The sequence below is a fragment of the Halorubrum aquaticum genome, from assembly GCF_900113615.1.
Classification (GTDB): Archaea; Halobacteriota; Halobacteria; order Halobacteriales; family Haloferacaceae; genus Halorubrum; species Halorubrum aquaticum.
Genome location: NZ_FOPZ01000004.1, coordinates 202337 through 225326 on the forward strand (window position 1 = coordinate 202337; position 22990 = coordinate 225326).

At 64.8% G+C, this 22990-nt stretch carries 26 protein-coding genes and 2 pseudogenes; 16 read left to right on the forward strand and 12 right to left on the reverse strand.

What is annotated here, in order from left to right; all coding sequences use genetic code 11:
- Nucleotides 1–153: 153 nt before the first annotated feature.
- Together F3H10_RS05685 and F3H10_RS05690 are read right to left on the reverse strand one after the other, a co-directional pair.
- Nucleotides 154–423, reverse strand: coding sequence for a hypothetical protein (locus F3H10_RS05685; protein WP_149783838.1), 270 nt, complete (start codon nucleotides 421–423; stop codon nucleotides 154–156).
- A gap of 15 nt (nucleotides 424–438) precedes the next feature.
- Entirely contained in the window at nucleotides 439–690 is a 252-nt protein-coding gene (locus F3H10_RS05690; protein WP_149783839.1) for a hypothetical protein, read from the reverse strand.
- 276 nt (nucleotides 691–966) lie between these two features.
- Here F3H10_RS05690 and F3H10_RS05695 point away from each other — a divergent pair.
- The 11 genes and pseudogenes from F3H10_RS05695 to F3H10_RS05745 form a co-directional block, all read left to right on the forward strand.
- Nucleotides 967–1159: pseudogene (locus F3H10_RS05695) on the forward strand (sugar phosphate nucleotidyltransferase); the annotation flags it as partial.
- A gap of 336 nt (nucleotides 1160–1495) precedes the next feature.
- Entirely contained in the window at nucleotides 1496–1888 is a 393-nt protein-coding gene (locus F3H10_RS05700) for an HVO_A0114 family putative DNA-binding protein (protein ID WP_149783840.1), read from the forward strand.
- 24 nt (nucleotides 1889–1912) lie between these two features.
- A pseudogene (locus F3H10_RS16270) lies at nucleotides 1913–2059 on the forward strand (NAD-dependent epimerase/dehydratase family protein); the annotation flags it as partial.
- Nucleotides 2060–2201: 142 nt separating this feature from the next.
- On the forward strand, nucleotides 2202–2633 hold the full coding sequence (locus F3H10_RS05710; protein ID WP_149783841.1) for a nucleotidyltransferase domain-containing protein: 432 nt from the start codon (nucleotides 2202–2204) through the stop codon (nucleotides 2631–2633).
- On the forward strand, nucleotides 2626–3054 hold the full coding sequence (hepT, locus tag F3H10_RS05715; protein WP_149783842.1) for a type VII toxin-antitoxin system HepT family RNase toxin: 429 nt from the start codon (nucleotides 2626–2628) through the stop codon (nucleotides 3052–3054). Before F3H10_RS05710 ends, hepT begins: the two co-directional genes overlap by 8 nt.
- Nucleotides 3055–3292: 238 nt before the next feature.
- Nucleotides 3293–3586: a hypothetical protein gene (locus F3H10_RS16275; protein WP_223174215.1), complete on the forward strand. Its 294-nt coding sequence runs from the start codon at nucleotides 3293–3295 to the stop codon at nucleotides 3584–3586.
- Between the two features lie 20 nt (nucleotides 3587–3606).
- Nucleotides 3607–4125, forward strand: coding sequence for an ArsR/SmtB family transcription factor (locus F3H10_RS05725; RefSeq protein ID WP_149783843.1), 519 nt, complete (start codon nucleotides 3607–3609; stop codon nucleotides 4123–4125).
- A 113-nt stretch (nucleotides 4126–4238) separates the two neighbouring features.
- Complete coding sequence (locus tag F3H10_RS05730) at nucleotides 4239–4613, forward strand: hypothetical protein (RefSeq protein ID WP_223174216.1); 375 nt, start codon at nucleotides 4239–4241, stop codon at nucleotides 4611–4613.
- A gap of 5 nt (nucleotides 4614–4618) precedes the next feature.
- Nucleotides 4619–4852, forward strand: coding sequence for a hypothetical protein (locus F3H10_RS05735; protein WP_188127878.1), 234 nt, complete (start codon nucleotides 4619–4621; stop codon nucleotides 4850–4852).
- A 169-nt stretch (nucleotides 4853–5021) separates the two neighbouring features.
- Nucleotides 5022–5570: a DUF7342 family protein gene (locus tag F3H10_RS05740; RefSeq protein ID WP_223174217.1), complete on the forward strand. Its 549-nt coding sequence runs from the start codon at nucleotides 5022–5024 to the stop codon at nucleotides 5568–5570.
- 8 nt (nucleotides 5571–5578) lie between these two features.
- Complete coding sequence (locus F3H10_RS05745) at nucleotides 5579–6019, forward strand: hypothetical protein (protein WP_223174218.1); 441 nt, start codon at nucleotides 5579–5581, stop codon at nucleotides 6017–6019.
- 202 nt (nucleotides 6020–6221) lie between these two features.
- Here the strand turns inward: F3H10_RS05745 and aglM are convergent, their stop codons facing one another.
- The 3 genes from aglM to F3H10_RS05760 all read right to left on the reverse strand — a co-directional run bounded on the left by aglM (nucleotide 6222) and on the right by F3H10_RS05760 (nucleotide 8331).
- A complete protein-coding gene (gene aglM / locus F3H10_RS05750; RefSeq protein WP_149783845.1) occupies nucleotides 6222–7520 on the reverse strand; it encodes a UDP-glucose 6-dehydrogenase AglM in 1299 nt (432 codons plus the stop codon).
- Nucleotides 7521–7598: 78 nt separating this feature from the next.
- Nucleotides 7599–7898: a DUF3368 domain-containing protein gene (locus tag F3H10_RS16280; RefSeq protein WP_223174219.1), complete on the reverse strand. Its 300-nt coding sequence runs from the start codon at nucleotides 7896–7898 to the stop codon at nucleotides 7599–7601.
- 187 nt (nucleotides 7899–8085) lie between these two features.
- Entirely contained in the window at nucleotides 8086–8331 is a 246-nt protein-coding gene (locus F3H10_RS05760) for a UPF0175 family protein (protein WP_149783846.1), read from the reverse strand.
- A 133-nt stretch (nucleotides 8332–8464) separates the two neighbouring features.
- Between F3H10_RS05760 and aglF the strand changes: the two genes are divergently transcribed.
- Nucleotides 8465–9229, forward strand: coding sequence for a UTP--glucose-1-phosphate uridylyltransferase AglF (gene aglF / locus F3H10_RS05765; protein ID WP_149783847.1), 765 nt, complete (start codon nucleotides 8465–8467; stop codon nucleotides 9227–9229).
- Nucleotides 9230–9240: 11 nt separating this feature from the next.
- Here aglF and F3H10_RS05770 read toward each other — a convergent pair whose 3' ends face one another.
- Both F3H10_RS05770 and F3H10_RS05775 read right to left on the reverse strand, forming a co-directional pair.
- A complete protein-coding gene (locus tag F3H10_RS05770; protein ID WP_149783848.1) occupies nucleotides 9241–9579 on the reverse strand; it encodes a HepT-like ribonuclease domain-containing protein in 339 nt (112 codons plus the stop codon).
- Nucleotides 9576–9869, reverse strand: a complete 294-nt coding sequence (locus F3H10_RS05775) for a nucleotidyltransferase family protein (RefSeq protein WP_149783849.1) — start codon at nucleotides 9867–9869, stop codon at nucleotides 9576–9578. The genes F3H10_RS05770 and F3H10_RS05775 overlap by 4 nt, the downstream gene beginning before the upstream one ends.
- 179 nt (nucleotides 9870–10048) lie before the next feature.
- Between F3H10_RS05775 and F3H10_RS05780 the strand changes: the two genes are divergently transcribed.
- Nucleotides 10049–11188 carry an NAD(P)/FAD-dependent oxidoreductase gene (locus F3H10_RS05780; RefSeq protein WP_149783850.1) on the forward strand — a complete coding sequence of 380 codons (1140 nt, stop codon included), beginning with the start codon at nucleotides 10049–10051 and terminating at the stop codon, nucleotides 11186–11188.
- 27 nt (nucleotides 11189–11215) lie between these two features.
- Here the strand turns inward: F3H10_RS05780 and F3H10_RS05785 are convergent, their stop codons facing one another.
- Both F3H10_RS05785 and F3H10_RS05790 read right to left on the reverse strand, forming a co-directional pair.
- A complete protein-coding gene (locus F3H10_RS05785; RefSeq protein ID WP_149783865.1) occupies nucleotides 11216–12862 on the reverse strand; it encodes a hydantoinase B/oxoprolinase family protein in 1647 nt (548 codons plus the stop codon).
- A gap of 14 nt (nucleotides 12863–12876) precedes the next feature.
- Nucleotides 12877–14904 (reverse strand): hydantoinase/oxoprolinase family protein, encoded by a 2028-nt coding sequence (locus tag F3H10_RS05790; RefSeq protein ID WP_149783851.1) that lies wholly within the window; start codon nucleotides 14902–14904, stop codon nucleotides 12877–12879.
- Nucleotides 14905–15182: 278 nt separating this feature from the next.
- Between F3H10_RS05790 and F3H10_RS05795 the strand changes: the two genes are divergently transcribed.
- Together F3H10_RS05795 and F3H10_RS05800 are read left to right on the forward strand one after the other, a co-directional pair.
- Entirely contained in the window at nucleotides 15183–16157 is a 975-nt protein-coding gene (locus tag F3H10_RS05795; RefSeq protein ID WP_149783852.1) for an NAD-dependent epimerase/dehydratase family protein, read from the forward strand.
- The gene (locus F3H10_RS05800) at nucleotides 16154–17476 is read left to right on the forward strand and encodes a nucleotide sugar dehydrogenase (protein ID WP_149783853.1); all 1323 of its coding nucleotides are present in this window, start codon (nucleotides 16154–16156) and stop codon (nucleotides 17474–17476) included. Before F3H10_RS05795 ends, F3H10_RS05800 begins: the two co-directional genes overlap by 4 nt.
- 72 nt (nucleotides 17477–17548) lie before the next feature.
- On the opposite strand, the gene F3H10_RS05805 is transcribed toward F3H10_RS05800, so the two are convergent.
- Together F3H10_RS05805 and F3H10_RS05810 are read right to left on the reverse strand one after the other, a co-directional pair.
- Nucleotides 17549–18571, reverse strand: coding sequence for a sugar transferase (locus tag F3H10_RS05805; RefSeq protein ID WP_223174220.1), 1023 nt, complete (start codon nucleotides 18569–18571; stop codon nucleotides 17549–17551).
- 495 nt (nucleotides 18572–19066) lie between these two features.
- Entirely contained in the window at nucleotides 19067–21475 is a 2409-nt protein-coding gene (locus F3H10_RS05810) for a hypothetical protein (RefSeq protein ID WP_149783854.1), read from the reverse strand.
- A 119-nt stretch (nucleotides 21476–21594) separates the two neighbouring features.
- Here F3H10_RS05810 and F3H10_RS05815 point away from each other — a divergent pair, with 119 nt between their 5' ends.
- A complete protein-coding gene (locus F3H10_RS05815) occupies nucleotides 21595–22041 on the forward strand; it encodes a VanZ family protein (protein WP_149783855.1) in 447 nt (148 codons plus the stop codon).
- 744 nt (nucleotides 22042–22785) lie between these two features.
- On the opposite strand, the gene F3H10_RS05825 is transcribed toward F3H10_RS05815, so the two are convergent.
- Nucleotides 22786–22990, reverse strand: a 205-nt coding sequence (locus F3H10_RS05825; RefSeq protein WP_149783856.1) for a PGF-CTERM sorting domain-containing protein, incomplete at its 5' end; no start/stop codon positions are given.

The following is a 22990-nucleotide window of genomic DNA, read 5'->3' on the forward strand; positions in this document are numbered from 1 at the left end:
AAAGTTCGAATACCTACGAGAGATGACGCCAGATATTCGTCGGGTCGGCGTCGTTCAGTTCGGCATTGGTCTCCATCTTTCGGAGTTCTGTGACACACCGCTTGGCGACGAGCGGTAGACTTTCATCGGTCAATGGTAGAATGGTGTGAAAGGTCAAGAATCACCGTTCGGTGACCACTCAACTCCTTCCCACGTTCGAATGGGGTCGCCAACGACCGTTCGAAACTCATCAACAGAAGTGGTACGGACACTCGAGGGCATCGGACCGTAATCGTCCCACTCCGCAGTGTAGCGGACGACTCTCGATCGGAGCCGGCCGTCTCCTGTGTCCGGATCGTACGTTTCGAAGATGTGGTGGACACCGAGTACCAATACGTCTCCGAGTTCGTCGTGTCGGTAGATCGTGTTTTCAGTGAGCTTCATGTGTGTTCGACGCGCTCATTCGAGCTCCACATCCGGTCGGTCGATGCCGTCTTCGAGGTCGACGAGATCGCGTTCGAGTCGATCAATGTGCGTTTCGAGGTCTTCGACGCTCATCAGGGCGAGACGAAGGAACGCCTCATCCCGCTCCGGCATCAACGGAAGATGGCCCTCCGATGATGGTTGGTCGTCCGACTGTCGTGTGCGTTTGCGGACGAGTTCTTCGCGAGCACCGCGCAGTTCTCGACGGAGGAGTTCGTCGTCGTTCATGGGATACACACACCGGAGTACAGCCCGCTACGGCCCCGGAAGGGCGGTCGCACGGACCGTGTCACCGAATGTGTGGCTTTCCGACTAACGCTCGAATACTCATGTCAGTTCGTACCAGGGGCCACGGTAAATGCTTTCCGTGGATTACATAGGTCTCAGTATAGCGTGAACTTACCAACTTCAGCTGTGCGAGCACGTCTAATCTATTGAACAATACGACCACTCGATCCGCGAAGGCAGAATCCTTCTTTTTGATTGGAATTGAATCGTTCGGACATGAAAGCAGTCGTACTCGCGGCCGGCAAAGGTACGCGTCTCCGGACTTTCACGGACGACAAGCCCAGGGATGGTCGAAATCGAGGGGAAACGCCTCATCACCCACTGCTTCGGTCAGCTGATCGGTTTCGGCGCGGACGACTTCATCGTCGTCGTCGGCTATCTGAAAGAGGAAATTATCGACCGCTACGGCGTCTGTGACACCAACCAGTGCGGCGAGATCACGGACGTCGTCGAGTCTGACGCACAGTACGTCGACGACGAGAGCTATTCTGGATACATTCGAGAAACTCAGCGGAGTTTGTGTTAGGCTTCTCCCTAACACTTATCGGGACGCCCTCCCTCAGCACACGTGTACCGCAGCGTCCATGAACTCCATCTGGGGTCGGAAACGTTCGAGATCGACTACCCCGGACTTGCCGAGATCTTCCGCGCGTGGCGGGCGACACTGCCGGCATCGAAACGTGCCGACTGGTGACGCCTCTCGAGTACGGTGACTGACAAACGATCACGACTCCACCCCCACATCATGACCCGAACACTCCACGTCCGGATCGAGTCTCCGGATCGTAGCGACCTCGAGGAACGGCTCGAAGCGATCGACGCCGGCGAGGACGTCGAACCCGGCGAGACGACGCTGTCAATCGAGAACCTCGAGACGTTCGGCCGCGTCTTCCGGTCAACCAACCTCGAACTCTTAGAGGCCATCGTTGAACACGAGCCGGAGAGCATCCGTGAACTCGCACGCCTCGTCGATCGAAACCCGCCGGACGTCCTCGACAACGTGAACGAGCTCGCCGACTACGGCCTCATCGAACTCGAGGAAAACGGCAGTGCGAAACGCCCGGTGGTGTGGTACGACGAGATCGACGCGGACCTCCCGCTCACGACCGTATCGGGACGGAGCAAGGCGAACGCCTGAGTGCCGGGCAAAACCGGTGACGACGACATCGACCCGGAGTACATCGAGTGCCCCTTCGACGGCTCCATCCATGACACGGTGGCCGACGCCTCCAAATTCCACGAGGCCACCGGCTGGGAGCCCGAGATCGACTTCCGGGAGGGCGTCGAACGCGTCTGTGCGCCCTACCGCGAGGCGGACGCTCACGGGACGAACGAGGCGGGACGGGACAACGGGGAAAGCGTGGCCGTCCGGATCCCGAGGTGGGACGCATCGTATCGAAACGAACCGCATCGGCGGAATTCTTTTGTGACGATACGGCGTGTTCTCACGCATGGAACCGGATGCCCATCGGTCGCAGGTACGCTCCGCTCTCGAGGAGGTCGTCTGCGCCGATCCGGACATCGTCTTCGCCGTCGCCTTCGGGTCACGGCTCTCGGGGACGCCGACGTGCTCGTCCGATCTCGATATCGCCGTCAAGTTCAGGGCGGACCTCTCCGAGCGAGAGCGATTCGAGAAACGGTGTTTCCTGTCGGGCGACCTCCAAGGCGAGGATCGCCCGTTCGTCGACGTGTCCGATATCGAATCGCTCCCGCTGGACGTCGCACACGACGCGGTGAACGGCGAACTCCTCTGTGGCGATGAAGGGGTCTTCGAGCGGTTCAAGACGGACACCGAAGCGAGGTTCGACGAGCAGCGTGAGACGCTTCGCCGTCGCCAGCGAGCGGTCATCGATCGGATAGCGGAGGACGGATTGCGTGGTTGACGAACGGGTCGTCTCGGTCAAACTCGAGCAGATCGAACGGTACCACGGCGAGCTCAACGCGAAACGGGAGACGCTTTCTCGTCGGGAGTTCCTCTCGAGTACGACCGAACGACGCGCCGTCGAGCGGATGTTCGAGAACGCGATTCAAGCGTGTGCTGATCTCGCTCAACACGTCGCCTCACGCGAGTTCGGATTCGACGGAACGACGTCCAAAGGCGCGATTCGAGTCCTTGCTCGTGAGGGAGTCATCGACGAAGAGACGGCCGGGACGCTCGTCGCCGCGATCGGCTTTCGGAACGTGCTCGCACACGAGTACGGGCATGTCAACTACGACGAGGTGTATGAAACCCTCCAAACGGGCCTCTCCGTGTACGACACGTATAGCCAACAGGTCGCACAGTGGATGAAGAAGACGAGCTGAACACGCCCATCGATAGGAGATCCCACGGCGGTATAACGCGAGATTCACTGACTTCTGTCGGTCAACTCGAAGGGAACGCCAGCACGAAACGTGCGGTGGTGTGGGATGACGAGATCAACGCGAACATCCAGCTGACGACTCCATCCAGACGGGATCGCGAGGTGAACGTCTGGGCGCTGGAGAACGACTCCTTTCCGATAACGCCCCTCTGCGTACACGATAGCGACTCCACGACACGGTGGCCGACGCCTCGACGTTCCGGGAGGCCACCGGCTGGGAGCCCGAGATCGACTTCCGGGAGGGCGTCGAGCGCGTCCGTGCGTCCTCCCGCGAGGCCGACGCTCCCGGGACGAACGAGGCGGGACGCGACAACGTAGAAAACGGGGCCGTCCCGAACCACGCCGTGGTCCTCGGCCGACCGCCGACTCCGGGATCGGGCCTGGCCCATCACGACCCGATCCCTCCGTCTCGCGTGGACGTGGTGTCCACTGTAATTCAGTATAATGAACTGCTCTTCAAAATACTAATATGATTGGGGACCCGAGTACGTGTATGAGCGACTCGGGGACGACCGATCACACGGCGAAAGTGGACCGAATTCGAGAGGTCGCGATGACGGTCCGTGAACCGAGAAACGCGGGAGAGATAGCCGATACTGCCGGCGTTGCCCGAAACACGGCGGCGAAGTACCTCGAACGACTCGTCGAGGCGGACAAGCTCACGACGGTCCAGCGTGGCCGTGAAACCCGTTACTATCCGGACCCGGTCACCCAGTACTTCGATCAGATCCGTGACCTCGTCGACGAACACGAAAAGGACGAACTCACGGCCGAATTGGGTGCCATCAGGGACGACATCGACGAGTGGAAAGAGGAGTACGAGGTGGAGTCCGCCGACGAACTCCGGACGACCGTCGGTGACGACGTTCCGACATCGGAACGCCGACAGCGGCGACACGACGCAGAGGACTGGGAGTACTACGAACACCAGGCCACGCTCATCAAGCAGGCGATCCGGCTCTACGACACGATCGAGACGACCCGCGAGAGTCGCCTCGCATCCGTCAACTGACTCGGTGACCCTGAATGGGAAACTCACCGATTCCTGGAGATACCCATCTCCACCGATATGAGGTCGATAAACGAGTCGCGACCCGACTTCGACGGGAGGTTGGCGTCACGACCGTGGACGTCGAACCGAGTCCGATGCGCCCAGTCCGGCTTACGGCGACGCTCGATCGTGTGGTCTTTTTCGATCGAGATCCGGATACCGGCGAAGCGACGCTCGAGTTCGAGTGGCGTCCACGTGCCGAGCGCGATGAGTTCCGCATTCAATACAACGAACCAGGAACGGCGTGGTCGTGCGGCTGGCATCAGGACGAAACCCACGAGGATCTGGGTTCGAGTCACTTCCAAGTCGACCACGAGACGTGGACCACACCTCACCGCGAACCCGCGTCGTTCACGGATTCGAATCCGATGGCGATCCTCGAAACGTGTCTCAGCGAACTTCGAGACCGTGTCCCGGATCTCCCGGCGAGCGCCCGTCCGGATCCGTGATCTCCGTGGCCGGATTCAGCGTGAACGTCCAAGCGCTGGGAGAACGAGTTTCACCGATATCACGTCTAGTCGAGTACCCCGTCGACGGCTCCGTCCACGACACCATGGCCGACGCCTCGAAGTTCCGCGCGGCCACCGGCTGGGAGCCCGAGATCGACTTCCGGGAGGGCGTCGAACGCGTCCGTGCGTCCTCCCGCGAGGCCGACGCGCCCGAGACGAACGAGGCGGGACGCGACTGACACGGAAAGCGGAGCTGTTCGCTACACCGTAGTCTCCGTTCGATCGTCCACGCCCTGATACGTCCACTGCGAGTGTGCCGTCCGGTCGCCGATCTCGTCGTCACCTACGATCACGAATGATTCGTTTGCATACGAATATATTAGTATACGTGGGTCGAAGGGACCGCCAATGAGTCGATCTGAGCCGCCGTGGCCCGACGGGATGGACGCCGCGGCGCGCGTCCGCCACGTCGCGCTAACGCGGACGGAGCCACGCAACGCCGGGTGGATCGCCGAGGAGGCCGCCGTCTCGCGCGATACGGCCGTCAAATATCTCGAACGGATGGTCGATCGAGGGGATCTCGAAGCCGTCGAGACGGCTACCGGAACGGGCTACAAGCCCGATGGGGTCACGCAGTTTCTCCGTGAAGTCCGCCGGTTGGCGGAGGAACACACCGTCGACGAACTGACCCGAGAACTCAACGCGATCGGTGACGAGATCGACGAGTGGAAAGCGACCTACGAGGTCGACTCGCTCGCGGAGTTGCGAGGGACCGTTGGCCGTGATGACCTCACGGCTGCGGAGCGCCGTGACCGCATGGAGATCGTCGAGGAGTGGGAGTACGACATCGAAGTGCGCGAATCGATCCGGCTCGCGATCAGCCTCCAGAACTCGATGACGACGTTAGGTGGGGACCCGCGCTTCGATGACTCGACGACGCTCCCGCAGGAAGGATAATCGAAGCGATGGTACTTGGCCTCACTGGCGGGGGGTTCACCCGACGCGAAGGACTTCGTCGGCTCAAGGAACGACTGGAGACCGTTCCAGGATTCTCCGATGTCCGATACGAACCGTCTCGTCTTCGGCCCCGGACCGTTGTCGCGGACATCGATGTTGAGATGTTTCTCGGCATGTCGTTTCCACGACCGACCGCGAGCCTAGACGTACTGTGGCGGCCACGGGAGGGAACGGACGTACAGCGCGTACACTGGTCGGATGACGCGGTGAGCCTCGGCTGGCACAAGGACGACGACCATCCGGACCTCGGGACGACACACTTTCAGGTGGAAACGGAGGGAGAACCAGTCCACGAACCGGGGAACATCGAGGCCGAAGCGCCGCTGAGCTTTCTGGAGATCTGTCTCGATCGGCTACCCGAAAAGCTCCGAGAAACCGGAGATCGCTGAGGAGTGCCGAAGGTACGCCGAGCTTGATCAGTCGCTTCGGCCCAAAACACTCTCCTCTCGGAACCGGAACAAGTCGATCTCGATTCCCTTCTCGAAATCGTCGTCGGCTCCCGCGACGAGCGTCGCGCAGTGAGGTGTCCGAGGTACTCGCGTACTCTTACCGAGATCCCGAGGAGATCCGGAGCGACCGTCCGGAACCGACCTACCACGTCAATCCTTCATACGTGATCCCCTCGCGCCGCTCGATTATCCGCCGGCCGTCGACGACCACGGGCTCGGCCATCGCGTCGAACTCGGAATCCAGCGCCGCGAACTCGTCCCAGTCGGTCGCGACGACGGCGCCCGACGCGCCCGCAAGTGCGTCCTCAGCCGAGTCCGCGTACTCGATCTCGGTATCGGAGAACACCTCGCGCATGGTTTCCGTCGCGACGGGGTCGTAGCCGACGACCGTGGCTCCCCGCTCCAACAGCCCCTCGATCAGGGGGATCGCCCGGGAGTTGCGCACGTCGTCCGTGCCGGGCTTGAACGCCAGCCCGAGGACGGCCACGCGCTCGCCCGCGACGTCGACGTGCTCGTCGAGCAGCGCGAGCAGGCGCTCGGGCTGGCGGTCGTTCACTTCGACGGCCGCCTCAAGCAGGGGCGGCTCGTAGCCGACTTCTCTCGCAGAAAATATTAATGCGTTGACATCTTTGGGAAAACACGATCCCCCCCACCCCACCCCCGACCGCAGGAACTGCTCGCCGATCCGGTCGTCAAGCCCAACCGCCTCCATCACCTCGTAGGCGTCGAGCCCGAACTCCTTGCTGACGTTCCCGAGGTCGTTGGCGAGCGAAATCTTCGTCGCGAGAAAGGCGTTGTTGGCGTACTTGATCAACATCGCCGTCTCCGGGTCCGTCCGGACGATGGGGCTGTCGGTCGACTCGATCAGCGGCGCGTACAGCTCCTCCAACGTCGCGAGCGCCGACGCCGACTCCGTCCCGAAGACGATCTTGTCCGGGTTCCGGAAGTCCGAAACGGCGGTCCCCTCACGGAGGAACTCCGGGTTCGTTGCGAACTCCACCGCACCAGCGACGTCACCGAGCCCGGTCGCGAGTGCCTCCCGAACCCGATCGAGACCCGGCGGCGTGATCGTCGACTTCACGACGACGAGATGCTCACGGTCGCCACCGAGCCCGGAGAGCGCCTCGCCGACCATCTCCGCCGCCGCCGACAGCGGTCCGAGGTCGATGCTCCCGTCGGACCGCGAGGGGGTACCGATCGCTAGGAACGTGAGGTCCGCATCCGCGAGGTCGGCATACGAGGTCGTCGCCTGTAGCCGGGTACCGACGTGCTCGGCGAGCAGTTCGTCGAGACCGGGCTCGTGAAGCGGTGCCCGACCCTCGTTGATCGTCGCGACGACGGACTCGTCGATGTCGATGGCCGTGATCTCGTGGCCCATCTCCGCCAGACAGGCGGCGAGCGTCGTTCCCACGTAGCCGCTGCCGACGACGTTGACGTTCATGGACGACACGACGAGGGGCGAGGGCAAAAACCGCGGGGTCACGGTTCGGACCACTGGATCAGCACGCGGGCACCGCGCTCACGTCGAGTCGTCCGCACGGTCGAGAACGGCCGAGAAGAGGTCGTCGGAGATCCAGAATCCGGCCTCGCGGAGAGCAGTGAGCTCCGCCGCTAGGTCGACATCGCCCGCCTCGGCACCGCGGAGCAGCACACCGATCACGCCGGTGAGGGACAGGTCGTGCCTGCGGGCGACCCGTCGCCCGTCGCGTTCGTCGAGCAATACGAGGTCGACATCGCGTTCGATGGCACAACAGATCGCCGCCGTCTCGCCGAGATCCAGTTCGTGATGGATCTCGACGAACAGGTCCGTACGGTCCACCTCGACCAGCGTGAGAAATCCTTGCTCGCGCAGGTCTCAAAGCGCGTCTACGCCTTCCGTCCGATCAGTAAGTTCTCCCCAGACTTGAGTCGGAACAGTGATTTGGGCAAACTGTGATTCGAGAAGGTCGAGTCGTCCGATGAGCAAGAGATTGAGCAACGGGGAGGTGTCCGAAACGACGACCTTCCTATCGGGCATACTCGACGTCCTCGGCGAGCTCCGCTTCGGTGTAGTGGCGTGGGATCCGACGTTCGCCGAGGAGTTCGTGGAACTCCCGTTTGGACGACTCCGCCAGCGTGCGAGCCTTGCCGAACGAGAGGACACCGCGTGCGTACAGCGAGATGGCGAGCTCCCGTTTCATTTCTTGGGATCGCTTTCCCTCCGGGAGCTGTACGGCGTCGTACACCTCGTCGTCGATCTCGATGGTGGCCATGTCAGAGAGGTGGGCGGGTCCAGTATTGAGTGTTTGGCCGTTCCAAGCCGAAACGACTGGGAGATCAGCGTCTCACCACGACTGATCCCCGAAGACAGAATCCTTATACACCTATGACAGAAACCACCGGATAATGAAAGCCGTCGTACTCGCGGCCGGCAAGGGCACGCGCCTCCGGCCCCTGACCGATGACAAGCCGAAGGGAATGGTCGAGGTGGACGGGAAGCCGCTCATCACGCACTGTTTCGACCAGCTCATCGATCTCGGCGCTGACGAGCTCATCGTCGTCGTCGGCTACATGAAGGAGGTCATCATCGACCACTACGGCGACGAGTACGAGGGCGTCCCGATCACCTACACCCACCAGCGCGAGCAGAAAGGGCTCGCACACGCCCTCCTGACGGTCGAAGAGCACATCGACGACGACTTCATGCTCATCCTCGGCGACAACGTCTTCGAGGCGAACCTCAAGGACGTGGTCCGCCGCCAGCGGGAGGACCGTGCGGATGCCGCCTTCCTCGTCGAGGAGGTCCCGTGGGAGGAAGCGAGCAGGTACGGCGTCTGTGACACCAATCAGTACGGCGAGATCACGGACGTCGTCGAGAAGCCCGAGGACCCGCCGAGCAACCTCGTGATGACCGGCTTCTACACCTTCTCGCCGGCGATCTTCCACGCGTGTCACCTCGTCCAGCCCTCAAATCGCGACGAGTACGAGATCTCGGACGCGGTCGACCTTCTCATCCAGTCGGGCCGCACTATCGATGCCATCGGCCTCGACGGCTGGCGCATCGACGTGGGCTACCCCGAGGACCGCGAGGAGGCCGAACGCCGGCTCAGCGAAGACGCCGAGGCCGACCTCGACGAGTCCACGGAGGAGACGGTCGAGTCCGACGCTTAGAGTACGATCCGTCACTCGAGCTCGGCTCGAACCGACTCGATCCGTGTTTCCAGAGTTGGAAGTTCTTCCTCGATCGTCGCCCAGACGATCCCCAGTTCGACGGTTGCGTATCCGTGGATCAGTTTATCTCGCATACCGGCCATCTCCGACCAGGGCACAGTACTGTACTCGTGGCGGATATCGTCGGGAACGTTCTTCGCTGCTTCACCGATCACCTCGAAGTTTCGAAGGACAGCGTCGATCGTCTTTTCGTCTTCAATGAACGCTTCGTAGTCCATCCCGTTCGTGAATCGGCGGATCTTTTCGACGGCGTCGAGAATGTCATCGAGATAGTCCACCACCTCCCTCATACGTAGACCAAGTCGTCAGTGACGCGAGCTTCGATCCGCGGCTTCAGCGAGTCTTTCGTCACGAGATCGACCTCGACGCCGAGTTCATCCGTTAGTTCGTTCTCCAACCGAACGAGATCGAACAGAGTCACCGGCTGATCGAACGCGACGAGCACGTCGAGGTCGCTATCGGGCCGTTGTTCGCCGCGCGCATACGAGCCGAAGATCCCCAGTTCGCTGATCGGATACTCTCGCTTGAGCTGCGGCTTGAGTTGTGCGAGCCGCGCGGGGAAATCCTCGGTCGAGGGCATGATACCCACTACGACGCGCTAGCTAATTATATTACGGACGTTCGAGGAGCTCCCTGCCCTTCACGCTCGTCGATGAATAACGTCGTCAACGGCCAACGGGAGGATGCCCGAGGAGTACCGAGCTAGTCCGACTTCCGGGACCCGAACTCCCTTGTGAGCTGCGTCCGATTCCCCGCAGCATGTACGACGCGGTCGTGGTCGGTGGAGGTATCGTCGGCTCCTCGGTCGGGTACCACCTGGCCCGTTCGGGGGTCGAGACGCTGCTCGTGGACCGGCGTGACGCGGGACGGGCGACGAGCGCCGGCGCGGGCATCGTCTCGCCGGGAACGAGCAGCCGCACCGCCGACGACGACTGGTTCGCGTTCGCGACCGACGCCGTCGACTACTACCCCGAACTGGTCGATCGGCTCGAGGCGGACGGCGTCGACGACACGAGCTACAGCCGCGTGGGGCTTCTCGCCGCCGCGATCGACGACGACGAACTCGCCCCCTACGACGAGGCGATGGGCCGGGTCGAGAACCGCCGTGAACGACTTCCCGATATCGAGGCGATCGATCCCGCAACCGCGACGGAACGCGTCCCGGCGCTCGCGGAGCCGCAACGCGCGTTCGTCGCCCCCGACGCTGCGCGGGTGAACGGCCAAGTCTTCGCGGGCGCGCTTCGGGAGGCGGGGCGAACCCACGGCCTCGAAATCGCCGAACGCGACGTGACGGCGATCCGGACCGCCGAGGGCCACGAAACTCGAGACGCCCGCGTGACCGGCGTCGAGACCGCGGACGGCTCCCGGATCGACGCCGAACGGGTCGTCGTCGCCGGCGGGGCGTGGTCGCCCGCGTTCGGCGACGACCTGGGCGTCGAGATTCCCGTAGAACCGAAGCGTGGACAGATCGTCCACCTCGACCTGCCGGACGCAGATACGGGCTCGTGGCCGGTTCTGAAGGGGTTCCGGCATCACTACATCGTCCCGTGGCCGGACGGCCGCCTCGTCGCAGGCGCGACCCGCGAGGCCGGCGTCGGGTTCGATCCGCGGATCACGGCCGGCGGCCTCCGGGAGGTGCTCGACGAGGCGCTCCGGGTCGCCCCCGGACTGGCCGACGCGACCGTCATCGAACAACGAGTCGGACTCCGCCCCGTCTGCGCCGACGGGGTTCCCGTCCTCGGTAGCGTCCCCGACGTCGAGGGCGCACACCTCGCGACCGGCCACGGGGCGACCGGCCTCACCCTCGGCCCCTACAGCGGAAAGCTCGTCGCCGACCGGATCACCGACGATCGGGAGATTCCCGACCGGGTCTCGGTGAGGCGGTTCCAAGACCCGTGAAACAGTGGCGGTCCACTCGCGCCGTCGTCACCGGTCCTCGACCTTCCCGTCGCGCCGGTCGCCTTCTCTCGCCGCGGGGTCGCGTTTGGCAGGATCGCCGTGTCCGCCGCCGCCGGGCGTCCGGATCGAGACGGTCGTCCCGGCTGCGACGTCGATCGAAGCCTTCGCGGGGACCGGCTCGCCGTCGACGAGGTTCTCCCCCATTGCGCCGTCCTCGCCGCCGTCGAGTCCGGCGGGAGCCGTCCGCCGGCGCTCGGTCAGAAGCGACACGGTTGCGTCGGTCTCGACGGTGACGGTCCGCTCGAGGCCCAGTCCGCCGCGGTGGCGGCCGTCGCCGCCGCTTCCGGGGCGCAGCGCATACCGCTCGACGCGGAGCGGGTACTCGACCTCCATCGCCTCGGCGGGCGTGTTGAGCGTGTTGGTCATCCCGACCTGGACGCCGTCCATGCCATCCTTTTCGGGGCGGGCTCCGAACCCGCCGCCGATCGTCTCGTAGTAGGTGAACTCCCCGCTCCTGTTGCCGATGATGAGGTTGTTCATCGTCCCCTGGCCGCCGGCGGGGACCACCTCAGGGATCGCCGGGGCGAGGGCTGCGAGCGTGACGTCGGTGACGCGCTGGCTCGTCTCGACGTTGCCGCCGACGACCGCCGCGGGCGGGTTCGGGTCGAGAAGCGACCCGTTCGGAGCCGAGACCGATACCGGCTCGTAACAGCCGTGGTTCGGCGGGATCTCGGGGTCGGTGACCGCGCGAACGACGAAGTAGACCGCGCTCTTGGCCACCGATAGCGGCGCGTTCAGGTTGCCCGCCACCTGCTCTGCGGTCCCGGCGAAGTCGACGGCGAGTGAGGGGCCGTCGATCGTGACGGTTGCCTTGATCGACACGTCCTCGTCGGTCACGCCGTCGCCCTCGAGGACGTCTTGTGCCCGATACGTGCCGTCCGGGAGATCAGCGAGCTCGGCCTCGACGCGCTCGCGGGAGTACTCGATGACGGCGTCGAACGCATCGAGTAGGGTCGCGCCGTGCTCGTCGAGCAGCTCGCCGATCCGTTCCTCTGCGCGCGCGTTCGCGGCGCGTTGTGCGCGGAGGTCGGCCTCACGCTCGTCCGGCGTCCGGACGTTCGCCCGAATCAGGTCGTGGACCGCCTCGTTGGGCTCGCCGCCGTCGACGAGCCTGACCGCGGGCAGTCGGAGCCCTTCCTCGTAGATCTCACGGGCACCCGGCGGCATGCTCCCCGGCGCGCTACCGCCCACGTCGGCGTGGTGCGCCCGCGACACGGCGAAGCCGAGCACCTCGTCGCGGGGCGCGATCGTCGACACCAGCGTGATGTCCGGCAGGTGCGTCCCGCCCGTGAACGGGTCGTTGACGATGAAGACGTCGCCCGGCTTCGGGTCCTTCTCGAGGACCGTCTCGACCGCGTCCGGCATCGCGCCGAGGTGAACCGGGATGTGTTCGGCCTGCGCGACCATCCGCCCCGACGCGTCGAAGAGCGCGGTCGAGCAGTCCTGGCGCTCCTTGATGTTCGGCGAGTACGCCCCGCGGATGAGCACGTGGCCCATCTCGGTGGCGACGCTCTCGAGCTGGTTCCGGAGGATCTCAAGGGTCACGGGGTCCATGCCGTCGTCTCCTCCGCGCTCGTCGTTCGCTTCGTTCCCGTCGTCCCCGCCGTCCGTCATCTCTGATTCGTCGTTCATTCCTCACGCACCTCCGCTATCAGCGCGCCGTCCCCGCGAACCCGCACGTCCCAGCCCGGCGGGACGACGATCGTACTCTCGTCCCCCTCGATTATCGCCGGACCCGCCACGGCCGACGTCTCGTCCTCGATCCCGTCACCCGGCGACAGCCGGTCCCGGGCGTAGACGGTCGTCTCATGGACGCCGTCGGCGAACGCCGCCTCGCGGGACCCCTTCACCGGATCGCCGGCGGCGGCGTACTCGAGCGGCGGCGCACTCCGGGGGACGGTGGCCGTCACGCGACAGTTCACGAGCTCGACCGGCTCGTCAGCGCGGTAGCCGTAGGCGGACTCGTGGGCCGCCGCGAACCGCTCGCCGGCCGCCGCGGGGTCGAAGGGACGCTCCACGTCGATGGTGAGCTCGAAGCTCTGTCCGGCATACCTGAGGTCCGCGGCGTGACGCACGGTCGCCGCGTCGCGGTCACTCACCTCGCCCAGTAGTTCCTCCGAGAGCTCCGCGTACACCTCCTCGATCGTGTCAGGGTCGACAGCCGAGAGTTGACGCTGGCGGGTTCGGACCGCATCGCGCTTCTCATCAGCCGCGAGCAGACCGTACGCCGAGAGAACGCCGGAGGCGCGCGGGACCACGACCCGATCGATGTCGAGGCCGTCCGCGATCGCGACCGCGTGCATCGGCCCCGCGCCACCGAACGCGACGAGGCCGAACCGTCGCGGGTCGTACCCCCGCTCGACGGTCACCGAGCGGATCGCCCGGGTCATGTTCGCGTTCGCGACGCGGTGGACGCCGCGGGCGGCCGCGAGCGGGCCGTCCATGCCCGCCTCCTCGGCCAACTCGGCGAGGGCGTCGTGGGCCGCCTCTTCATCGAGTGACAGCTCGCCGCCGAGGCTGGTGCTCGCGCCGATGTAGCCCAACACGAGGTTCGCGTCCGTCACGGTCGGCTCCGTGCCGCCCGTCCCGTAACAGGCGGGACCGGGGTCGGCCCCGGCCGAGCGCGGCCCGATCCGGAGCGCGCCGCCGGCGTCGACCCAGGCGATCGACCCGCCGCCTGCGCCGACGGTCTCGACGTCGACCATCGGCGTCCGGATCGGTCGGTCGGCGATCGCTCCCTCGGTCGTCCGGGCGACCTCGCCGTTGCGGACGAGGCTCACGTCACTCGAGGTCCCGCCCATGTCGAAGGTGACGAGGCCAGCGGATCCGATACCGTCGTCTCTACCCGCCATCGCGCTCGCGCCCACGACGCCCGCAGCGGGCCCCGAGAGGACGGTCCGCACGGCGTTACGCCTGACGGTGTCGGCGTCGGTGATCCCCCCGTTCGCCTGCATGATCCGCGGCTGGGGGATCCCGCGGTCGCGTGCGCGCTCCGTGAGCCCGCCCACGTAGCGGTCGATCGCCGGTCGCACGTAGGCGTCGACGACCGTCGTCGACGTGCGCTCGTACTCGCGGAACTCGGCGAGCACCTCGTGGGAGGCCGACACCGGCACGTCGAGTTCCTCCCGAAGCACGTTCGCGACACGCTCCTCGTTCTCGGGATGCGCGTAGGCGTGTAAAAGCGAGACTGCGACGGACTCGGCATCCGTCTCGCGTATCTCCGCGGCGAGCGCGCGCACCTCCTCGTCATCGACGGCGCGTTCGATCCCGTCGACGGTCGCCCGCTCGTCCACCTCGAACCGGCGGCGTCTCGGGACGAGCGGCGTCGGCTTCTCGGCGTCGAGGTCGTACAGCGACGGGCGGTCCTGCCGGCCGATCTCCAAGACGTCTCGGAACCCCTCGGTCGTGACGAGTGCGGTTCGCGCGCCGTCCCCCTCGAGAAGTGCGTTGACGGAGACGGTCATCGCGTGAGAGAACTCCGCGAGGCTCTCGGGGTCGATCCCGGCCGCCGTACAGGCCTTCTCGATCCCGGCCATCACCCCCTCGCTCTGGTTGTCGGTGCTCGGGACCTTCGCGGTCACGAGCTCGCCGTCGAGCGACAGCGCCACGTCGGTGAACGTGCCGCCGACGTCGACGCCGATCCGTCTCTCCTCCATCTATACCACCCCGGCAGCGCGGCCGGCCGTCGCTCCCGGGCTCGCGGCGTTATATCGTGTGTGTACCATGTCGATCGCGTCGAGGTCTACCGGCACGTTCCGCCAGCGGGACAAAAACCCTGTCGAGGGCGACACCCGGCTTGACGACCGATCCCTCGGAGAACGAACGATCGGATCGTGTCCGAGACGGATGCTACCACGGAGATCGTTCGAATCAGGACTGTCACGAACCGAGACACAAAGTTAACGTGTCTCTACTCCGGATACTACTCCAGTAGATGTCAGTTTTGATCACCGGCGGCGCGGGATTCATCGGCTCGCATCTCGTCGACCACCTCCTCGCCGAGACCGACGACCGGATCGTCGTCCTCGACGACTTCTCGACCGGCAGCGCGGCGAATCTCACACACCTCGAGACCGACCGGCTCGAGACGGTCGACGGTGACGTTCGGGATGATTCCCTCGTCGCCGACCTCGTCGCCGATTCCGACGTCGTCTATCACCTCGCGGCCGCGGTCGGCGTGAAGACGATCGTCGAGCACCCGCTGGCTTCGATGCGCACGAACCTCAAGGGAACCGAAAACGTCCTCGAGGCGGCCGCGGAGGACGCCACTCCGACGTTCATCGCCTCCTCCTCGGAGGTGTACGGCAAGTCCGAGGCCGTTCCCTTCGCCGAGGACGACGACCGAGTGTACGGCCCGACGACCGCCCCCCGGTGGGGATACGCAACCGCCAAGGCCGCCGACGAGTTCCTCGCGCTGGGACATCACGCGGAACACGACCTCCCCGTCGTCGTCGGACGCTACTTCAACATCGTCGGGCCCCGACAGTCGGGCCAGTACGGAATGGTGATCCCCACGTTCGTCGAGCAGGCCCTCGCCGGAGAGGACCTCACCGTCTACGGTGACGGGACCCAGACCCGGAGTTTCACCCACGTCGCCGAGGCTGTCTCGATCACACACGAACTCCTGACGACTCCGGACGCACACGGCGAGGTGTTCAACGTCGGGGCACCGGGTCCGACTTCAATCAACGACCTCGCGACCAGAGTGATCGAACTCACGAACTCCGACTCTGGAGTCACTCACGTCCCCTTTGCGGAGGCGTACAGCGAGGACTTCGAAGAGCCCGACGAACGGGAACCGGACGTCTCGAAGCTTCGGGACGTTCTGGGGCGGACGCCAACGGTCGATCTCGACCGGATCCTGCGCGACGTGATCGACGAACGGGCGGACGAGGTGCCCGCACGATGACCGGCGTCGAAGGCCGTTTCGCGGAACGTGACGCGAGGATCGGCGTGATCGGCCTCGGATACGTCGGCCTTCCGTTGAGCCTCGCCTTCGTCGATGCGGGCTTCGAGGTTCGGGGCTTCGATATCGACGAGGAACGCGTCCAACGACTCCGGACGGCGGACAGTTACGTCGACGACGTGAGCGGTGCCGACCTCGAAGTGGGTCTCGAGGCAGGGTTCACCCCGGGGTCGGATCCCGAGACCGTCGCCGACTGTGACGCGTACGTTCTCGCGGTTCCGACCGGCGTCGTCGACGGGGAGCCCATGATGGGGGCTGTCGAAGCTGCCGCGGGAACCGTCGCGGAGCAGGCCGGCGAGCGCGAGACGCTGGTCGTCGTCTCCAGTACCGTCTACCCGGGTGCCACGAGCGAAGTTATCGATCCGGTCGTCTCGGCCGACCGTCCCGCGGGGTCGACCCTGTTCGCGATGGTCCCCGAACGACTCAATCCCGGGGGCGGTCACGAGATATCGGAGATCCCGCTCGTGGTGGGTGCGGACGATCCGACCGCACGGGACGCGGCGGCGACGCTCTTCGAGGCCATCACCGAGACGATTCCGGTGGACGCCACGGAGACGGCCGAGCTCTCGAAGACTCTCGAGAACACCTACCGGATGGTGAACATCGCGCTCGTCAATCAGCTCGTCGCGCTCGCCGAGCGGCTCGACGCCGACGTGTGGGAGGCGATCGAGGCCGCCGGCACCAAGCCGTTCGGCTTCCAGGCGTTCGAACCTGGACCGGGCGTCGGCGGCCACTGTATCCCGATCGACCCGCAGTTTCTCACCTGGCGGGCCGGCGAACTCGGGACGGAACTCCCATTCATCGAGCACGCACACGAGGTGAACGAGGAGATGCCCGATCGCGTCGTCGAGGGCGTGACCACCGCGCTCGAGGCACGCGGCGTCCCGCTCGAGGACGCCTCGGTGCTCGCGTTCGGTGCGGCGTACAAGCCCAACGTCGGTGACCCGAGACACGCACCCGCCATCGACGTGTTCGAGGACCTCCGCCGATACGCCGACGTGACCCTCGTCGATCCGCACGTCGACCCCCAGGAAGCGGAGCTTCCGATCGTGGAGTCGGTGAGCGACGACGCGCTCGAATCGGCCGACGCAGTCGTCCTCCTCGTGGACCACGACGCGTTCGATCTCGATCGGATCGGAACGAAAGCGACGTTCGTGTACGACGCGAAGAACGCGATGCCGCGAGACGCCGGTGCGACCGTGGTGACGCTCGGACAAGCGGCCACTCGTACCGACGACCCGATCGAAGCGCCAACACGCTGATCATCACCGGTGGCAACGTCGCTGACGCGACGAAATCAACGAGTGTGTCGAGATCGGAATTGGCTGGTAGTGTCAGTCCGACCGGTCGTCTCCAAGCGCCATCACGTCACGGGCGACCTGCCAGAGCTGCCGTACCACGATCTTTAGATCGAACCAGAACGACTGCTTCCGAATGTACTCGACATCGTAATCGATCTTCAACGACGGTTCTTGACTCGTCGCGTCGTGGATCTGGGCGAGCCCCGTGAGTCCGGGCTTCACAAACCACCGACGTTTCCACGTCGCCGCTTCGTCCTCGAATCCGGCCTCGAGGTCAGTTTGGGCGGGACGTGGACCGACGACGCTCATGTCGCCGACGAGGATCGACCACAGCTGCGGGATCTCATCGAGGTGGGTGGTTCGGAGGAGATCGCCCAACGGGGTTCGCCGGTCGTCGTCAAAGACAGTGCCGACCTCCCCCTCCGGCTCCGGCTTCAGCGTCCGGAACTTGTGGACCGTGAACGTGTCTCCGAACCGGTATGTCCGGCTCTGCGAGAAGAGGATCGGTCCGTGTCCCTCGAGTTTGATCGCGAGCGCGATGAGGACGATAACGGGAGCGAGGACGAGGAGTGCGGTTCCCGCAAAGGCGACATCGAACAGTCGCTTGAACAGCCGATCCTGTGCGTCCCACGGTTCGAGGTCGATGCCGACTATCGGTCCGTCGTTTCCCGTCGAATCGACGAGGAGGCTGTCAACGTGGTCGATATGCGTCTTAGTATCAATACCGTGTTCATAGCAGGTGTGTAACGCCCCGAAGAATTCGGCACGGTCGGCCTCCTCGAACGCGAGGATCGCCGAGTCGACGCTGTGTTCTTCGACCACGTCTTCGAAGCGAGAGAGTCCCCCGACGTATCCGTGCTCGAAGGCGACCGATCCGCCGTCCGCGATCGGTTCCTGCTCTGTAGGGTCATCGCCGGAGCGATACGGAGTCGGCGGGGCGACGTATCCAAGCATCGGTCCGTCGTACGCCTCCGCGATGCGCTCGATCCCGGCGGGATCGTCGCCGACGACGATCGGGCGTTCCCCACGTACCGACGAGGCGCGGGAGATGGCCATAAACAGTGCCGGGAGAGTAATCGACAGGAACACTGCCGTGAGGATCACCGTCTGTCGCGGGAGCCGATGTGACCATTCGAAATATCCGAGCGTTGCCATCGCACACACCGCGAAGACGACTCGCTTCTCGACGGAGAACACGACATCGAGAACGCGTCTCGGTTCGGGCCGGAACAGCGGAACGAACGACGCCACAACGATCGCCGTGGAGATGAAAAGCGCCCAAGAGAGACCACTTCCCTCTAAGACGACCGGATCAAGCCGGTTGACGATCGGCGTGTACGTCGTGAGTAGGAACTGAAACACGGGAAGGTTCGCGACGTACACGGAGAGGTACGCGAGCGAAGTGACGCCGAGAACACTCGCCGTCCGGTATCGCCACCCGGTAAGCATCATAAAAAACACGTCGACCAGCGTATATAAATCACGCGTCTTCGTCGTGACCGTTCGAGGAAGATCACCCACAAACTGACGGATCCCGGCCGGTTGACGCTCTCATGACCCGTCCGCATTCACCACCACGGTTCGGCCCTCACGCACGTCTGCCTCCGAGACGGTCACGGTCCGCTCGCCGACCTCGTAGGTGCCCGGGTGAGCGACGGTCACCGAGTAGGCACCGTCGGCGCCAGGTTCGGCGTATCGTGTGTAGGTGAACGACGCTCCAGGGACCGACACGTTCGTCTCGACGTCGAGACGCTCGTCGGTCGGGCCGGTCCCGTTGATCGTCGCCCCCGAAACGGGCGTGAAGACGACTCGCGACTCGTCGGATGAAACGAACTCCACGCGGTAGTGACCGGCCCCGTCGACATCACCGTTCGCGCTCCCGAAGTGCTCGAAGAGCCGGGTGTACCCCTGCTCTGGGGTCGGATCCTGATTCTCGAGGCGTTCCAACACCATGTACCCGACCCCGCTCGCGAACCGATCGTACTCGGCGTCCGGATCCGACGAGGTGAGCATCGCCTCCAAGTCGTCTTGGGAGCTCACGGAGTAGCTCTCGCCCTCGCCGAACACATGGTAGTTGTACAGCCGCTGGCGACCCCACCGGCTCAACACGAACTCGGGACGTTCCCCGTCCGTGGCGTCGGCACTCATCCATTCGATCGCCTCGACCTGGGCGTCCTCCTGGGCGACAGTGTCCATGACGGCCGGCACCATGACTAGGCTCAGGCTGCCGACAAGCAGCAGCACGCCAACGGCGTAGGCGGTCTGCTCCGTTGGCCGAAACGCGTCGAGATCCAATTTCCGTCGCCTCCGCTCGCCGAACAACGTCGGCGGCTCCGCCACGTCGATCTTCTCGAGGAGCACGAGCGTCCCGACCGCGACGAATATCGCCATGAACGGCGAGAGTTCGCCGGTGAAGCGGATCTCAAACAGCGAGAAGCCGAGCAGGGGCCAGGCAAACCCGCAGGGGACAAGCCAACGAGGCTCGTGGCTCCGCAGACAGCGCCAACTGACGTACCCCAGCGCGGGGAGCCCGATGAACAGCAGCCAGCCGAACATGTCGATGCTCCCGAAGAAGACGCCGTACTCGCCGGTTATCAGCCGGCGGCTCTCGGCGATCTCCCGTTCGGCAGCAACGATATCGCCACGTTCGAGGAACCGGCGGACGATCTCCGGGAATCGCACCCGGACGGCCGCGAGGAACGCCGTCACTCCGATAAGGACGCCGCCGAGGTAGAGTCGCGGGGAGATCCGGTCGACTCGGGCGGCTACCTCGGCGACCACCGTGACGACGAGCGTCCCGCCGAGTACGAGCCCGGGAGCGTATACTACTGCCGGCTCCTGCCAGCCGCTAGTCGTGTGGATCCAGTGGGAGAGCCCCGTCGCGAGCGCGAGTCCGAAGACGACCGGAAGGACGCTGGACAGCGGCGAGTGGCCGGCCCGGAGGTCCGAACCCGATCGGAAGAAAACGTACGCGGCGACGCCCGTCAACAACACGGGCGAGCCGTTCCAGTTGAAGACCGCGGCGACGACCGACAACCCGAACCCAGCGGCAACGATCCAGGTGAGCGGGGACATGAGATGGCCGCGGATTGGGTTGATTCCTGCTCCGTCCGCGGCTGCCCGCTCATCGAGGTCGCGCGCCAGCCAGACGAGTGTGGCCCCCATCGCGGCGACCCACACGTAATCGAGCGCGTGGTGGTCGAAGAACCCGACTCCGGAGTACAGCGCGTGGACCGGTGTGAGCGCGAGCGCCGCCACCGAGAGGACCGCGACCCGTTCGTCCTCGGTGATCGCGAGGGCGGTCCATGCGACGAGACAGCCGACGAGCAGCGCCGCGACGACCGGGATCCACGCTATCGCGACGCCCGCCTGCTCGGGCGACCCCTCGACTAGCAGCGTCGCCCAGTACCCGATCGTGTGGACGAGCGGTTCGCCGCCCGTCCGGCCGCCGAGGACCTCCCCGATCGCCGCAAGCGAGAGCGGATCGGGCGACGCCGTGAGGAGCCGGTCGACGTGATATCGGTAGAAGTACGGGTCGTTCCCAGGAAGCGTGACGATCTCTTCACGGAACACCTGCCGATACGTCACCATCCGGGCGAGAAACAGGAAGCCGAACGAGCCGAGGAGCGCGGCGAGGAAGGTGGGATTGACGGTCGGGAGAACCGATCCAAACCCTTCCCCGAAGCTACCACCCGATCTACCGGCTTCCGTCCCTGCCGGCTCGTACGCCTCTCTGTCGAGTGCGGCCCGGACCGCCTCCGGGTCCGCGACCCGGTACTCGTCGCCCTCGCGCTCGACGATCCCCCGCGAGACTAACTCGCCGAAGGTGCCGGAGTCGACATCGACCTCGTCGAACGTCCACGGGGGCGACTCATCCGCCGCGAGGACCGATTCGAGCGCCGACTCGACTGCCGGTCGCTCCTCGAGGAGCTCCCGCGTCGCCGCGTGCGGGTCCGCCATTACCCGACTCTGTGCGGGCGACCGGGTAAAATCCTCCGTTGTCTCCCCCGTCCGCAGACAGCCTCACAGTCGTCTCAGGACCGGACGTTTTAGGTCCGGTGCGTCGCCACCGGACGTACATGGCTCGGATCCGCCTGCCGTTGATCCCGCGGGGTGTCCGCTGGGCCGCGGTCGCGCTCGTCGCGCTCGTCATCCTCCTCTACTCCGTCGTGCCCGCACCGGGCAGCAGCACGTTCCGCACCGGGCCCTTCGGGCTGCTCGGCTTCTCGACGTGGCTCCACTTGCTCGCGTACGGTGGGCTCGCCGCAACATTGGCGTACACGCTTCAGGACACCCCGCGACCGGACTGGCAAGTCCTCGCGCTCGTTTTCTGTGCGGTCGCCGCCTACGGAGCCGGGATCGAGCTGCTCCAGTCGACGCTGTCGGCACGTTACGCTACCTACGACGACGTGCTTACCAACGCCTCCGGCGCGGGCCTCGCGGTCGTCGGCTGGCGGATCGTGACCCGCTACGTGCGCTTCTATCGCGCTCGCCACGTCGCGGACCTTCAGATTCCCGTAGAGTAGGCAGAGAGGAGAGAGTGAGGGTGCTGGATCCACGGAGCGATTGAGTCGATCCTTCGAGTACCGCCTACGTACCACAGAACATGCGTACGGAAACAGAGACTGACGGCGACATGGTCGAATTATATCCCGAAGCGGCTTCCAGAGGAGCTCGATAAACTGGCCGAGGAACTAGAGTACACTACTCGGTCGAAGTTCGTTCGTGAGGTACTGCGCGATACCACGGCACCGACCCTGACGTCGAGAACACAGAGAATCTCTAGGAGCTACGCGGACGTCGTGGCACGGACGACGAGATACTCCACAGTATCGAGCCTTCGAGCAAAAGGAGAGCCGAGAACTTGGAACGCATCGTGAAGTGTGGAAATCACAGCGAGATGACGAGTAGCTCCGGGCACGGCAGCGACTCGATTTGTGGGTGAGAGACTGGATTGAAATCGTGGGCTTTCTCCACGAATCTCTGTAAGACGAGTAATGTTCGGATCAATATCGGCCGGTATTCGTCGGCGTCACGCGCGTCGTGAGCCAGATCGCCCCTTGACGAGCGAGCAGCATCGTCGATGTGATCCGACACTGAGATCGACGGCAGATCGATCTTCGATACGAGTCCAAGAGTGTACCACGGAACCGATCTGGGTATGATCGATCCAACCGAGCACCGTCGCTGGTCGGTGTGGCGTCGCGATAAAGAAAGTCCCGCGAAGTGACCGGCGCGGGGCCGGTGGTTACTCGAACGAGTTAGCTGCCTTAGTCGCGACGGCGCGTCGCGAGCAGGGCAGCGGCGATGAGCGCGACGAGGGCGACGAGCGCGCCGAAGCCGGGCGTGCTGTCGTCCGTCGAGTCATCGGTACCGTTGCCGTCAGTCGAGTCGTCCGTGGAGTCGTCAGTCGAGTCGTCCGTGGAGTCGTCAGTCGAGTCGTCCGTGGAGTCGTCAGTCGAGTCGTCCGTGGAG

Bases quoted from the DNA above. Each gene is read 5' to 3' on its own strand.
- F3H10_RS05810 (WP_149783854.1), bottom strand. From the start codon at position 21,475: ATGGCGGACCCGCACGCGGCGACGCGGGAGCTCCTCGAGGAGCGACCG.
- F3H10_RS05710 (WP_149783841.1), top strand. From the start codon at position 2,202: ATGGAACCGGATGCCCATCGGTCGCAGGTACGCTCCGCTCTCGAGGAG.
- aglF (WP_149783847.1), top strand. From the start codon at position 8,465: ATGAAAGCCGTCGTACTCGCGGCCGGCAAGGGCACGCGCCTCCGGCCC.
- aglM (WP_149783845.1), bottom strand. From the start codon at position 7,520: ATGAACGTCAACGTCGTCGGCAGCGGCTACGTGGGAACGACGCTCGCC.
- F3H10_RS05775 (WP_149783849.1), bottom strand. From the start codon at position 9,869: ATGCCCTCGACCGAGGATTTCCCCGCGCGGCTCGCACAACTCAAGCCG.
- F3H10_RS05745 (WP_223174218.1), top strand. From the start codon at position 5,579: ATGGTACTTGGCCTCACTGGCGGGGGGTTCACCCGACGCGAAGGACTT.
- F3H10_RS05790 (WP_149783851.1), bottom strand. From the start codon at position 14,904: ATGGAGGAGAGACGGATCGGCGTCGACGTCGGCGGCACGTTCACCGAC.
- F3H10_RS05685 (WP_149783838.1), bottom strand. From the start codon at position 423: ATGAAGCTCACTGAAAACACGATCTACCGACACGACGAACTCGGAGAC.
- F3H10_RS05690 (WP_149783839.1), bottom strand. From the start codon at position 690: ATGAACGACGACGAACTCCTCCGTCGAGAACTGCGCGGTGCTCGCGAA.
- F3H10_RS05760 (WP_149783846.1), bottom strand. From the start codon at position 8,331: ATGGCCACCATCGAGATCGACGACGAGGTGTACGACGCCGTACAGCTC.
- F3H10_RS05815 (WP_149783855.1), top strand. From the start codon at position 21,595: ATGGCTCGGATCCGCCTGCCGTTGATCCCGCGGGGTGTCCGCTGGGCC.
- F3H10_RS05700 (WP_149783840.1), top strand. From the start codon at position 1,496: ATGACCCGAACACTCCACGTCCGGATCGAGTCTCCGGATCGTAGCGAC.
- F3H10_RS05805 (WP_223174220.1), bottom strand. From the start codon at position 18,571: ATGGCCATCTCCCGCGCCTCGTCGGTACGTGGGGAACGCCCGATCGTC.
- F3H10_RS05800 (WP_149783853.1), top strand. From the start codon at position 16,154: ATGACCGGCGTCGAAGGCCGTTTCGCGGAACGTGACGCGAGGATCGGC.
- F3H10_RS05740 (WP_223174217.1), top strand. From the start codon at position 5,022: ATGAGTCGATCTGAGCCGCCGTGGCCCGACGGGATGGACGCCGCGGCG.
- F3H10_RS05795 (WP_149783852.1), top strand. From the start codon at position 15,183: ATGTCAGTTTTGATCACCGGCGGCGCGGGATTCATCGGCTCGCATCTC.
- F3H10_RS05770 (WP_149783848.1), bottom strand. From the start codon at position 9,579: ATGAGGGAGGTGGTGGACTATCTCGATGACATTCTCGACGCCGTCGAA.
- F3H10_RS05725 (WP_149783843.1), top strand. From the start codon at position 3,607: ATGAGCGACTCGGGGACGACCGATCACACGGCGAAAGTGGACCGAATT.
- F3H10_RS05785 (WP_149783865.1), bottom strand. From the start codon at position 12,862: ATGACGGACGGCGGGGACGACGGGAACGAAGCGAACGACGAGCGCGGA.
- F3H10_RS05780 (WP_149783850.1), top strand. From the start codon at position 10,049: ATGTACGACGCGGTCGTGGTCGGTGGAGGTATCGTCGGCTCCTCGGTC.